Source organism: Solwaraspora sp. WMMD937, from assembly GCF_029581175.1.
Taxonomy (GTDB): domain Bacteria; phylum Actinomycetota; class Actinomycetes; order Mycobacteriales; family Micromonosporaceae; genus Micromonospora_E.
Window position 1 is genome coordinate 3,071,055 of record NZ_CP120738.1, and the last position, 12,825, is coordinate 3,083,879.

8 protein-coding genes are annotated in these 12,825 nt (G+C 70.9%); 5 read left to right on the plus strand and 3 right to left on the minus strand.

Going from position 1 to position 12,825, the window contains the following annotated elements; genetic code table 11:
• Positions 1 to 25: 25 nt before the first annotated feature.
• The 3 genes from O7621_RS13535 to O7621_RS13545 are packed head-to-tail and all read right to left on the minus strand — an operon-like array spanning position 26 to position 3,471.
• On the minus strand, positions 26 to 1,135 hold the full coding sequence (locus O7621_RS13535) for a DegT/DnrJ/EryC1/StrS family aminotransferase (protein WP_282234279.1): 1,110 nt from the start codon (positions 1,133 to 1,135) through the stop codon (positions 26 to 28).
• A gap of 30 nt (positions 1,136 to 1,165) precedes the next feature.
• Entirely contained in the window at positions 1,166 to 2,491 is a 1,326-nt protein-coding gene (locus tag O7621_RS13540) for a P450-derived glycosyltransferase activator (protein WP_282234280.1), read from the minus strand.
• A gap of 5 nt (positions 2,492 to 2,496) precedes the next feature.
• On the minus strand, positions 2,497 to 3,471 hold the full coding sequence (locus tag O7621_RS13545; RefSeq protein WP_282234281.1) for an aldo/keto reductase: 975 nt from the start codon (positions 3,469 to 3,471) through the stop codon (positions 2,497 to 2,499).
• Positions 3,472 to 3,740: 269 nt separating this feature from the next.
• On the opposite strand from O7621_RS13545, the gene O7621_RS13550 reads away from it, so the two are divergent.
• From O7621_RS13550 to O7621_RS13570, 5 genes are read left to right on the plus strand one after another with little or no spacing between them, the layout of a single operon-like run.
• On the plus strand, positions 3,741 to 4,946 hold the full coding sequence (locus O7621_RS13550) for an NAD(P)/FAD-dependent oxidoreductase (protein ID WP_282234282.1): 1,206 nt from the start codon (positions 3,741 to 3,743) through the stop codon (positions 4,944 to 4,946).
• A 58-nt stretch (positions 4,947 to 5,004) separates the two neighbouring features.
• Complete coding sequence (locus tag O7621_RS13555; RefSeq protein ID WP_282234283.1) at positions 5,005 to 6,393, plus strand: activator-dependent family glycosyltransferase; 1,389 nt, start codon at positions 5,005 to 5,007, stop codon at positions 6,391 to 6,393.
• Positions 6,336 to 7,316 (plus strand): SDR family NAD(P)-dependent oxidoreductase, encoded by a 981-nt coding sequence (locus O7621_RS13560; RefSeq protein WP_282234284.1) that lies wholly within the window; start codon positions 6,336 to 6,338, stop codon positions 7,314 to 7,316. The genes O7621_RS13555 and O7621_RS13560 overlap by 58 nt, the downstream gene beginning before the upstream one ends.
• Positions 7,317 to 7,350: 34 nt before the next feature.
• Entirely contained in the window at positions 7,351 to 8,619 is a 1,269-nt protein-coding gene (locus O7621_RS13565) for an activator-dependent family glycosyltransferase (RefSeq protein ID WP_282234285.1), read from the plus strand.
• Positions 8,606 to 12,823 (plus strand): SDR family NAD(P)-dependent oxidoreductase, encoded by a 4,218-nt coding sequence (locus tag O7621_RS13570; RefSeq protein WP_282234286.1) that lies wholly within the window; start codon positions 8,606 to 8,608, stop codon positions 12,821 to 12,823. Before O7621_RS13565 ends, O7621_RS13570 begins: the two co-directional genes overlap by 14 nt.
• Positions 12,824 to 12,825: the final 2 nt, after the last annotated feature.

A 12,825-nucleotide genomic window follows, 5' to 3' on the forward strand; every position in this document is an offset into this window, starting at 1 on the left:
CTCCAACCGGGAACCAGGCCGCGGATCAGAGCGTGCGCAGGACCTCGCGCAGCGCGTCGATCACCTTGTCCTGGATGTCCAGGGACAGTGAGGCGTACATCGGCAGTGAGAAGATCTGGTGTGCCAGCTCCTCGGTGACCGGCAACGAGCCGGTCTGGTAGCCGAGGTGGGCGAAGCCGGTCATCGTGTGCACCGGCCACGGGTAGCTGATGTTGAGGTGGATGTCGTACGCCTTGAGCGCCTCGATGATCTGGTCGCGCCGCGGATGCCGGACCACGTACACGTAGTAGACGTGGTCGTTGCCCTGTGCCAACGACGGCAGCACCAGGTCGGTGTCGGCGAGCCCTTCGGCGTACCGGCGGGCGACCGCCCGCCGCCGGGCGATGTAGTCGTCGAGACGGCTCAGCTTGCGCCGCAGGATCTCGGCCTGCACCTCGTCGAGGCGACTGTTGTGGCCGGGGACCTGCACGACGTAGTAGCGCTCCCGCATGCCGTAGTAGCGCAGCCGCCGCAGGTTGCCCATCACCTCGTCGTCGGAGGTGATCGTGGCACCGCCGTCGCCGTACGCGCCGAGCACCTTGGTCGGGTAGAAGGAGAACGCCGCCGCGTTGCCCATGCTGCCGGCGAGCCGGCCATGGTGCCGGGCACCGTGCGACTGGGCGCAGTCCTCCAGGATCGCCAACCCGTGGCGGGCCGCCAGATCCTCCAGCGGCGCCATGTCGACACACTGGCCGTACAGGTGGACCGGCAGCAGACACTTGGTCCGCGGCGTGATGGCGGCGGCCACCTGTTCGACGTTCATCAGGTAGTCCTCGCGACGGACATCGACGAAGACCGGGGTGGCCCCGGTGCCGTCGATCGCCACCACCGTCGGGGCGGCCGTGTTGGACACCGTGATCACCTCGTCGCCGGGACCGACGCCGAGCGCCTGCAACCCGAGCTTGAGGGCATTGGTGCCGTTGTCGACCCCGACGCAGTGCGCCGCCCCGTGATAAGCGGCGAACTCCGATTCGAAACCGAGCACGCTCTTGCCGAGGACGAGTTTGCCCGATCGGAACACCTGGTCGACCGCGTCGAGGATGTCCTCGCGCTCGTTCTCGTACTCCGCCAGGTAGTCCCACACCAACGTGGACATAGGGCGCTCCACCCACCTTTGCTTGTCTGGTCAGACCTCAACCGGGCAGCGCGCGATGCCGCGCACGACCGGAGACCTCATACGACGCACGACCTCGCCCGCCGGGCGGAGCCCGGCAGCGTGGGTGGCGAGGGTGCGCAACGCCACCTCGGCGAGTAGCCGCGCGGGTGCGGCGACGAGCGCGCTGCTGGTGCCCGCCGAAAGGGACAGATGGCCCGACGAGGACGGCGGCCGGTCGATGGCGAACCGGTCGGGTTCGGTGAAGACGTCGGGGTCGCGGTTGGCGCCATCGACCAGGACGACGACCTGGTCACCAGCCGGCACGGACTGCCCGGCGATCTCGACGGCCTCGGCCGCGATCCGGCTCTCGATCCGTACCGGCGGGTCGTGGCGCAGCGTTTCCTCGACGGCGGCGACGGCCCGGTCGTGGTCGTCACACAGCATCCGCCACTGCCCCGGATCGTCGAGCAGGGCGCACGTCGCCGCGCCGATGAGGTTCGCGGTGATCTCCGCACCCACGACGGCGGTGATCAGTCCGGCGGCCACCGCGTCGTCGGGCGTACCGCCGGCGGTCAGCACCGTACCGATCACGTCGCCGTCGGCCGTACCGTCCGGGACACCGCCGCCGGACCCGGCGGTGCTGCGGGCCTCCACCAGCGCGACGATCAGGTCCCGCAGCTCGTCGAACGACTCGACCAGCGTGCGGGTCATGCCCATCGTCGGTGGACACAGCGCGGCGTCCAACGCGAACCCGGCACCGGGTAGCGTGGCGGCGAACCGGTCCCGCTGCGCCTCGGGCACGCCGAGCAGGTCACTGAGGACGTCGGCGACCGCCACCCGGGCGAAGTCGCGCATCAGGTCGAACCGATCGCCGGACCGCTTGACCGCGTCACGGAACACCCGGGTCACGTCGTCACGTCGCCGCTGCATGGCCTGCGGCCCGATCGCTGCGGCGGTGAGGGCGGCCAGCCGGTCCTGGTCGGCGCGTTCCGGGCTGCAGACGCCGTCGTCGACCGAGAGCACATGCTTGAGGCTGGTGCGCGAGTCGATCGAGAAGATCCGCTTGCGGCGCCGGTCGGCCGACCGGTCGCGTAGCTTCAGCCGCGGGTCGGCCAGGACCGCCGCGCCGGCGGCGTGGTCCACGGTGACCCAGACGTCTGTCTCGCTCTGGCGTAGCGCCGGGGCGCCGCGCAACGCCGGGAACAGTCGGCGCGGGTCGATTCCCTGGGCGCGCAGGATCAACGCGTACGGGTCGCCGCGGTTGCCGCGCATCCACTGGATGCCACGGGCGGCGAGCAGGTGGCGGGCGAGATCGCTCTCGCTGACCTTCCGGGGGTCGATCTGGTGTCTGGTCACAACGGTCACCACGCCTGGGGGATCTGACTGACCATCGGCGGGAAGATCTGGTCCAGCTCGGCGAGCAGGTCGTTGTCGAGTTCGAGTTTCAGCGCATGGATGGCCGCGTCCAGATGGGCCATCGTGCGTGGCCCGGTGACCACCGCGGTGACTCCGGGCCGGTGCAGCAACCACGCCTGGGCCAGCTCCGCCGGGTCGAATCCGGCTCGTGCACAGAGACTTTCGTACGCGGCGATGTCCGCCCGCCGTGTTTCAATCGCGACCATCGCCCGGCCCTGTGCGGTCTTGACCGCGGTGCCGTCGGCGAGCTTGCGCAGCCCGCCGCCGAGCAACCCGCCGTGCAGCGGGGAACAGGCCAGCACTCCGATCTGGTACGCCTGGGCGGCTGGCACGATCTCCAGCTCGGGTTGCCGATTCACCAGGTTGTACAGGCACTGCTCGGACACCAGGCCGAGGTTGTTCCGGGCCCGGGCACGTTCCTGCCCGGCGGCCAGGCTCCAGCCGGTGAAGTTCGACGAGCCGACGTAGCGGATCTTGCCCTGCTGGACGAGCAGCTCCATCGCCTGCCACACCTCCTCCCAGGAGGCGTGAGGATCGGCGTGGTGCATCTGGTACACGTCGATCCAGTCGGTCCTCAGGCGCCGTAGCGAGTCGTCGCAGGCCGCGATGATGTGGCGCATCGACAGGCCGCGATCATTGGGCCAGTCGCTCATCGAGTTGCACACCTTGCTGCCGAGCACCACCTTCTCGCGCCGCCCGCCGCCCTTGGCGAACCAGTCGCCGATGATCTCCTCGGTCAGTCCTCGGTGTACCTGCCAGCCGTAGTGGTTCGCGGTGTCGAAGAAGTTGATTCCCTGACTCAGCGCCGCGTCCATGAGGTCGTACGCCTCGTCGACGCTGGTGCGGACACCGAAGTTGAGTGTGCCGAGGCACAACGGGCTCACCGACAACGCCGTCCGGCCGAGCCTTACGTAGTCCATCCCACACCTCTGTCGTCGGGCTTGCGCGAGCATCACCGTCGCCGAATCCGCCGGCGCTGTCGTGGACAGCAACCATCAAGGCGACATCTGTCTACGTCGCCGCACACCCCTACCGTCAACCCCTTACGGGTCGCTCCGGTGACCGGGGCGGCTAGGGGCTGTGTCGTCGTCCGGTGGTCGACACACTGACGACGCAGCTTCCTCGTCTTACCGAGCCGCTGCACGGACAGCGTCCTGGCTGTCCACCGAACCGCAGGACGGAGACCGTGATGACCACTGCACTGATCATCGGCGGCGGTGTGGCAGGACCGATCAGCGCGATCGCGCTGGCGAAGGCCGGTATCAAACCGGTCGTTTACGAGGCGTACGACCGGACCGCCGACGGCATCGGGGCGAACCTCGTGCTCGCCGTCAACGGGTACCACGCTCTGCTGCAACTTGGAGTCGACCACCTCGCCGCCGGGTTCGACATCCCCATGTACCGCTACCACCTGGGAAGCGGCCGCGTGCTGGCCGAGGTGCGCAACGGCAACCCACTGCCCGACGGCACCGTGGCCCGGGCCATCACCCGGTCCGATCTGTACAACGCGCTCCGCGACGAGGCGATCGGGCGCGGAATCCAGATCGAGTTCGGCAGGCGACTGACCGATGCCAAGGTCACCGCCGACGGTGTCGTCGCGTACTTCTCCGACGGCAGTGAGGCCCGGGGCGACCTGCTGATCGGCGCGGACGGCGCGAACTCGGTGGTCCGCCGCCTGATCAACGGCGGCGACGTGCCGCTGCGGTTCGGCGGCATGGTCACCACCAGCGGGTACGCCCGAGGCGTCGACGTTCCCGGCGAACCGGGCACCGAGTTCATGTACCTCGGCAAGCGCAGCTTTTTCTGCTACATCCACGACACCAACGGCGACATCTGGTGGTACGCCGCGCCGACCTGGCCGGAGGAGCCCAGCAAGGAGACGCTGTCGGCGATCGCCCCGCAGCAGTGGCGTGCCCAGCTGCTCGACATGTTCGCCGGCGACGACAGCGCCGCGATCGACATCATCAACGCCACCGAGGAGATCACCCCGCCCCGGCCGATCTACGACCTGCCGACCGTGCCGACCTGGCGCAACGAGCGGATGGTGATCATCGGGGACGCCTGCCACGCGGTGTCGCCGTCCGGCGGACAGGGCGTGTCGATGGCGATCGAGGACGCGGTCGAGCTCGGCCGGTGCCTGCGCGACGTGCCGAACATCGCCGACGCGCTCGCGCGCTACGAGCAGATTCGCCGGCCCCGGGTGGAGAAGGTCGTGGAGTTCGGTCGGGAGGCGAGCCGGTCCATCGCGGTCAACGGACGCGTCGGGCGGGTCTTCCGGGACCTGTTCCTGCCGATCGCGTTCAACCAGAAGGCCGCGGAGAAGGACCTGGAACACATGAGCTGGCTGTACGGGCACCGGATCGACTGGGACGCCCCGGTCGGCGCCGGCAGCTAGACCGACGACCGACCTCCACGATCGACCACCGTACCGGCTGGGGACCTCGATGCGCGTGATGTTCGCGGTCTATGGGGCGAAGACGCACTTCTACAACATGGTGCCGCTGGCGTGGGCGTTGCGGGCGGCCGGCCATGAGGTGTGCGTCGCGACCCAGCCGGAGATCCTGGACGCCGCCGCCCGTACCGGGTTGCCGGTGGCGGCGGTGGGCGACGAGACCGTCGAGGTCGAGCCGGCCGAGGCGGCCGCCCGCGGCGACCACGTCACCAGCGCCGGTACCTGGCAGAGCATCAACGCGGGCATGACCGAGACCCGGGCCGACCAGCTCACCTGGGAGTACGTCCTCGGTGCCTTCACCGTCGGCTGCTCCCTGCACTATGAACACCTCACCGGGAACCGGTCGATGCTCGACGGGCTGGTCGACTTCGCCCGCCACTGGCAGCCAGACCTGGTGATCTGGGACGCGCTCAGCTACGTCGGCCCGATCGCGGCCCAGGCGTGCGGCGCGGCACACGCCCGGATGCTCTTCGGCCTGGACCACATCGGCCGGATGTATCTGCGCTACGCCGAGCTGCTCGCCCAGCAGCCGCCGGAACGCCGGGACGACCTGGTCGGCGACTGGCTGGTCAGCCGGCTGTCCCGGTTCGGCTGCGAACTTGAGCCGGGTACCGCCGGTGAGCTGATGACCGGCCAGTGGACGATCGATCCGACGCCGTCGTGGATGCGGTTCCCGGTCGACCTGCCCTATCTGCCGGTGCGCTACGTGCCGTACAACGGTCCGACCACGGCCCCGTCGTGGGTGTACGAGCCGCCGCGACGGCCCCGGGTTTGCCTGACCCTCGGCATGACCGCCCGGGAGAGCCTGGGCGGTGATCTGTTCGCCATCGACGAGTTGATCGAGGCGGTCGCGAGCCTCGACGTCGAGCTGATCGCCACGTTGGACACCGCCCAGCTGGACTCGGTCGGCACCCTGCCGGACAACGTGCGGGTGGTCGACTTCGTCCCGTTGAACGAACTGCTGCCGACCTGCTCGGTCATCATCCACCACGGAGGATTCGGCACCCTGGGCAACGCCCTGGTGCACGGCGTACGAAACCTCATCGTGCCGGGCCGCTACTGGGACGAGATGGGGTTCGGCGAGCACCTGGAAACCCAGGGCGCCGGCCTGTACGTGGACCCCTACCGGCTCGCCGGTGACGGGTTGAAAAGCAAGCTCTCGGTCGACGCGCTGCGTAACCGGGTCGACCGGCTACTCACCGACGTGACCTTCACCCGCAACGCCGGCCGGCTCCGCGACGACCTGCGGGCCACCCCCAGCCCGCACGACATCGTGCCGGAGCTGGAACGGCTGACCGCCCGGCACCGGCCGGATCGACGGAGAGGATTACCGTGGCAAGGAACTACTGGGCAGGCAAGAACGTCGTCGTCACCGGTGGGCTCGGCCTGATCGGCTCGCACTTCGCGGAGGAACTCGTCGCCGCCGGCGCCACCGTTACCCTGCCGTACCGGCGGGACAACCGGCGGGTGCTGCGCCAACTGCCGGCCGATGTCCGGCCGGTGCGACTCGACCTGCACGATGAGGCGCAACTGGCGGAGCTGTTCGCCGGGCTGTCCGGGCCGGTCGACGCGGTCGTCCACTGCGCGGTGGTGTCCGGGCCGATGGACGTCCGCCTGGACCGGCCCGCGCACATCCTCGACGCCAACATGCGCTCGGTGTCCAACGTGCTCAACTGCGCACGCCGGCACACCGTCGCCGATGTCGTGCTGATCAGCTCCAGCGACATCTACCTGTCGCCGACGAGGGACCCGATTCCTGAGGAGGACGACTTCCGGCAGCGGATGAACTACTCCCGCGACGGCTACTACCTGTCCAAGAACTACGCCGAGATGCTCGCCGAGGCGTACCGGGCGGAGTACGGAATGAACATTTTCCTGCCCCGGCTCACCAGCGTGTACGGCCCGCGGGACAACTTCGAGCCGGACACCGACCGGGTGGTGCCCAGCATGTTCGCCAAGGTCCTCGCCGGTCAGGAGATCGAGATCTGGGGCGACGGTAGCCAGACCAGGACCTACATGTACGCCGCCGACCTGGTCCGGGCGATCCTCGGCATGGTCGAGGTGAACAAGTACCACACGATGAACATCGGCACGACCGAGACGGTCTCGGTGCTCGAACTCGCCCGGACGATCTGCGCCGCGCTCGGCCGGCCGGAGCGGATCCGTACCGACCTGAGCCGCTCCGGTGGCCGGCCCAGCCGCACCCTCGACGTCACCAAGCTCAACGAGATCATCGACTTCGCTCCGAGGTCGCTGCGGGAAGGGCTGGACCAGACGGTCGACTGGTACCGCACCGTGTACGCGGCCGCCTGACCGTCCGCTCCATCGAACGCAACAGGAGAAGGCAATGCGCGTCCTGGTGACCACCTCCGCCGTCAACTCGCACCTGTACAACCTCGTGCCGACCGCCTGGGCGCTGCGTGCGGCGGGCCACGAGGTCTGCGTCGCCACCCAGCCCAATCTTGTCGAGGAGACCAAGCGGACCGGTCTGACCGCGGTGGCGGTGGGCGAGGAGTTGCCGACCGCCCGTGGCAATCTGGACACCTCGGACACCCCGTACGGGCTCGGCGTCGACATCACCGAGACCGACCCGGCCACGCTCACCCTGCCGTACGTGCGGGAGGTGTTCCGGGCGTACACCTCGGTGGTCTGTGAGTACATGGCGGGCGACTCGATGCTGTCCGACCTGGTGGACTTCGCCCGGGTCTGGCGGCCGGACCTGGTGTTGTGGGACGCCCACAACTACGCCGCGCCGGTGATGGCCCGGGCGGCGGACCTGCCGCACGTACGCATCATCCCCGCGCCCGACCACTGGGCCCGAATGCGGGCGATCTTCCTCGACCTGGTTCGGGACGACCCGGCGGCGGCCGCCGACGACCCGCTGGCCGACTACCTCGGCGGCAAGCTGGCCCGCTACGGCCGCGAGTTCGACGAGGAGATGGTGGTCGGCCGGGCCACTCTGGAGCCGATTCCCACCTGCCTGCGGGTGCGCGCCGACGTCGACTACCGGCCCGTGCGGCACGTTCCCTACAGCGGGCCGAGCGTGATCCCCGCCTGGTTGCGCCGCAAGCCCAAGCGGCGGCGGGTGTGCCTCACGCTGGGCCAGACCCGCCGCGCACTCGGCCCGGCCGGATCCGATGACAGCGGTGCCGCTGGTCTGCTCTCCGCGATCGCGGACCTCGATGTCGAGGTGATCGCCACCCTCAACGCCAGCCAGATCCCACCGGGCACGCCGATCCCGGACAACGTACGGCTGTTCGACTACGTCCCGCTCAACGCGTTGCTGCCGACCTGTGCGGCGGTGGTTCATCTCGGTGGCATGGGTACGGTCAACGCCGCTGTCGTGCACGGCGTACCGCAGGTCGGAATGCCCGGGAACATCTGGGGCGAGGCCGGCATCATGCGCGAGATGGCGGCCCGGGGCGCGGCGCTGGTCGCCGAGCCCGGCACTCTCGTCGCCCAGCTCGCCAGGGTGCTCGACGAACCGTCGTTCACCGACGCCGCGACGCAGTTGCGCAAGGAGATGCTCGCCACGCCCAGCCCGCGCGACATCGTGCCCGACGTCGAGGAGATCGCCGGGGTACGGGCGAAGGGAGAAGGCGATGGCCGTCGATGAGTCGCGGCTGCTCGACTACCTGCGCCGCGCCACCGCCGAACTGAAGGAGACGCGTCGGCGGCTGGACGCGGCCGAGCAGCGGGACCGGGAACCGATCGCGATCGTGGGGATGGCGTGCCGGTTCCCCGGTGGGGTGGTGTCGCCGGAGGGGTTGTGGGATCTGGTGGTGGGTGAGGGGGATGCGACTGGTGAGTTTCCGGTGGATCGGGGGTGGGACACGGAGGCGTTGTTCGATCCTCGGCCGGGTCGGGTGGGGCGGTCGTATGTGCGTCGTGGTGGGTTCCTGTACGACGCGGCGGGGTTCGACGCGGGGTTTTTCGGGGTGGGTCCGCGTGAGGCGCGGGAGATGGATCCGCAGCAGCGGTTGTTTCTTGAGGTGTCGTGGGAGGCGTTGCTTCGGGCGGGGGTGGAGCCGGCGTCGTTGGCGGGTAGCCGTACCGGTGTCTACGCCGGGGTGATGCACCACGACTACCCCGAAAGCAGCGGACTGGGCAGCGCGGTCCCCGGTCGGGTGGCGTACCACCTGGGTCTGGAGGGGCCGGCGGTGTCGGTGGACACGGCGTGTTCGTCGTCGTTGGTGGCGTTGCATCTGGCGGTCAACGCGTTGCGGTCGGGTGAGTGTGCGCTGGCCCTGGCCGGCGGGGTGACGGTGATGTCCACCCCGGAGGTCTTCGTCGACTTCAGTCGGCAGCGTGGTCTGGCGCCGGACGGGCGGTGCAAACCGTTCTCGGATGACGCCGACGGCACCGGCTGGGCCGAGGGCGTCGGCGTCCTCGCCGTCGAACGGCTCTGCGACGCCCAGCGTAACGGTCGACGGATCCTCGCGTTGGTGCGTGGCAGCGCGACCGGTTCGGACGGTGCCAGCAGCGCGATGTCCGCGCCGAACGGTCCGGCGCAGCAGCGGGTGATCCGGCAGGCGTTGACGGCGGCCGGGTTGTCGACGGCGGACGTCGATGTGGTGGAGGCGCACGGTACCGGCACCCGGTTGGGGGATCCGATCGAGGCGCAGGCGCTGCTGGCGACGTACGGGCAGGGTCGGGATGTGGATCGTCCGTTGTGGTTGGGGTCGTTGAAGTCGAACATCGGTCATGCGCAGGCGGCGGCGGGTGTCGGTGGTGTGATCAAGATGGTGATGGCGTTGCGGGCGGGGGTGTTGCCGCGGTCGTTGCATGTGTCGGAGCCGTCGACGCATGTGGACTGGTCGGCGGGTGGGGTGCGGCTGTTGACCCGGGCGCGGCCGTGGCCGGACGGGGATGGGCCGCGCCGGGCCGGGGTGTCGTCGTTCGGCTTCAGCGGCACCAACGCCCACGTGATCCTGGAACAGGCGCCCGACAGCCCCGCCGACACCGCGGCGGTGCCCACCCGCGAGTTCCAACATGAACGCTTCTGGCGGCTCCCGCTGACCGACACCCTCGCCGCGGCCGGCCTCACCGGCGCCGGACATCCCATGATTGGGGCACTCGTCGAATCCCCCGACTCCGGCGAGATCCATCTCACCGGCCGCCTCAGCGTCGACGCGCAACCCTGGCTGGCCGACCACGTGGTGCACGGTCGGGTCCTGGTTCCCGGCACCGCCTTCGTCGAGCTCGCCATCCGGGCCGGTGACCAGGCGGGAACCAGCGGAATCGACGAGCTGATCTGCGAACACCCGCTGGTGCTGCCCGAGCACGGCACGGTCGCTGTCCACGTCGTCGTCCGGGCCCCCGACGAGTCCGGCCGGCGCCCCGTCGCGGTGTACTCCCGTACCGACACGGCCGACCAGCCGTGGCAGCGCCACGCCAGCGGCCTGCTCGGCGCCGCCGACCTGGCCGCGACCGGGCCGCGGACTCCGTGGCCGCCGGCCGGCGCCAGCACCGTGCCCGTCGACGGGCTGTACGACGAACTCGCCGACCTCGGCTACGAGTACGGGCCGGCGTTCCGCGCGACACGCGCCGCGTGGCGTCGTGACGACGAGGTGTTCGCCGAGGTCGCCGTGCCTGAACACGAGCACACCGACGCGACCCGGTTCGGGATCCACCCCGCCCTGCTCGACAGCGCCCTGCACGCGGCGATAGCCGGCGAGCGGGGTGCGCCCGGCGACGGCCACGCCTGGCTGCCGTTCGCCTGGACCAACGTCGCGTTGCACACGGCGGGGGCGGGCGCGGCGCAGGCCCGGGTACGGCACCTGGCCGACGGTTCGCTGTCCGTCACGCTCACCGGCGCCGACGGTGAACCGGTGCTCACCGTCGGCTCGCTGCTCGCCCGGCCAATGTCGGTCGACACCGCCGAGGTGGACTCCACGACCGGGGCCCTGTACCGCATCGGCTGGGACCGGCTCACGCTCGCCGCCGCGACCGCACCGACCGCCGTGACCGTCGGCGGACCCGCGACCGGACCGGTCGACCCGTCCGGTACCGCAGCGCACGTCACCGACCTGGCGGCGTTGTCGGCCGCGCTCGACGACGGTCGGCCGGTACCACAGGTCGTGCTGCGCTACGCCGATCTGCCGGCGGTGCCCGACGTGCCAGCCGCTGTCCGCGAGCTGATCCACCAGGTGCTCACCGACCTGCGCGCCTGGCTCGCCGACGAGCGGTTCGCCGGCTGCCGGCTCGCGGTCGTGACCCGTCGAGCGGCTACGGTCGAAGCGGCCGCAGTTGAAGTGGCCGCCGACGCGGACCTGGACGTGGTGGCCGCCCCGCTCTGGGGCCTGGTCAGGGCCGCCGCCGCCGAACATCCCGGACGCTTCTGCCTGGTCGACGTCGACGACACCACGACCGTGGCGGAGGTCGCCGCCGCGGCGAGCGCCGGCGAACCCGAGGTGGCGCTGCGCTCCGGTGTGGCGTGGGTACCTCGCCTGCGCCGGGTCGAAGTGCCCACCGGGCACGGGCACCAGCCGGCGTTCGGCGCCGGCACCGTCCTGGTCACCGGAGGTACCGGAGGGCTCGGCGCCCTGCTGGCCCGGCACCTGGTCACCGAACACGGGGTACGCCGGTTGCTGCTGGCCAGCCGACGCGGACCTGCGGCTGCGGGTGCCCAGCAGCTGCGGGCCGACCTCACCGCGCTCGGCGCGCAGGTACGGCTGGTCGCCTGTGACATCGCCGATCGGGATGAGCTCGCCACCCTGCTCGCCAGTGTTCCCGACGCGCACCCGCTGAGCGCGGTGGTGCACGCCGCCGGAGTCGCCGACGGCGGGCTGATCGTCACCCAGCGACCCGACCAGGTCGACGTGGTCCTACGCCCCAAGGTAGACGCCGCGTGGCACCTGCACGAACTGACCCGTGACCGCGAGCTGGCCGCGTTCGTCCTGTTCTCCTCCGCCGGCGGCCTGGTCCTGCCGGCGGGGCAGAGCGGCTATGCCGCCGCCAACGTCTTCCTCGACGCCCTCGCCGCCCACCGGCGGGCCACCGGCCTTCCCGCGTTGGCGTTGGCCTGGGGGGCCTGGGCGGGTCCGGCCGGCATGGCGGGCGGCCTCGACGAGCCGGCCCGCCAACGGCTGGACCGGCTCGGGGTGCCCGCGTTGCCGGTGGACCGGGCGCTCGCCCTGTTCGACGCCGCGCTGCGTGGTGCCGAGCCCTGTCTGGCGCCGCTGCGGATCGATCCGGTCGCGCTGCGCGAGCGGGCAGCCGACGACCTGCCGGCCCTGCTGCGCGGCGTCGCCGGCCCGTCCCGGCGGGTCAGTCGCAGCACGGCTCCCGCTGCCGGGTCCGGGCCGACGCTCCGGCTGCACCACCTGCCGCCCGCGCAACGCGACGAGCAACTGCTCGCTCTGGTCACCCGGCACGTCGCCACCGCACTCGGGCACGATCGGCCGGACGCGGTGGACCCGCACCGCGCCTTCCAGGACATGGGCTTCGACTCGCTCGCCGCGGTCGAACTGCGCAACGCCCTGGCGGCGGCGACCGGGCTGTCACTGGCGGCGTCACTGGTCTTCGACCAGCCGACCGCCGTCGCCGTCGCCCGGCACCTGGCCCAGCAGCTGGAAACGCCCACGGACCCGGTGAAACCACTGCTGGACGAGGTCGACCGGCTGGCGACCACGCTGACGGCGGCCAGCGGGACCGTCGGCGACCGGGAGGCGGTCACCGACCGGTTGGAGGCGCTGCTGCGCAGTTGGCGTGCCAGCGGGGCGGCCGGCCAGCCGGCGGCACCGGACCTGGGTACCGCCAGCGACGAGGAGCTGTTCGCCGCGCTCGACACCGAGTTCGGCGTGACTGGACGGGGGTGAGT

What these genes read in the sequence shown, in the direction of transcription:
- O7621_RS13535 (WP_282234279.1), bottom strand. Translation starts at nt 1,135, where the DNA reads ATGTCCACGTTGGTGTGGGACTACCTGGCGGAGTACGAGAACGAGCGC.
- O7621_RS13545 (WP_282234281.1), bottom strand. Translation starts at nt 3,471, where the DNA reads ATGGACTACGTAAGGCTCGGCCGGACGGCGTTGTCGGTGAGCCCGTTG.
- O7621_RS13550 (WP_282234282.1), top strand. Translation starts at nt 3,741, where the DNA reads ATGACCACTGCACTGATCATCGGCGGCGGTGTGGCAGGACCGATCAGC.
- O7621_RS13555 (WP_282234283.1), top strand. Translation starts at nt 5,005, where the DNA reads ATGTTCGCGGTCTATGGGGCGAAGACGCACTTCTACAACATGGTGCCG.
- O7621_RS13565 (WP_282234285.1), top strand. Translation starts at nt 7,351, where the DNA reads ATGCGCGTCCTGGTGACCACCTCCGCCGTCAACTCGCACCTGTACAAC.
- O7621_RS13570 (WP_282234286.1), top strand. Translation starts at nt 8,606, where the DNA reads ATGGCCGTCGATGAGTCGCGGCTGCTCGACTACCTGCGCCGCGCCACC.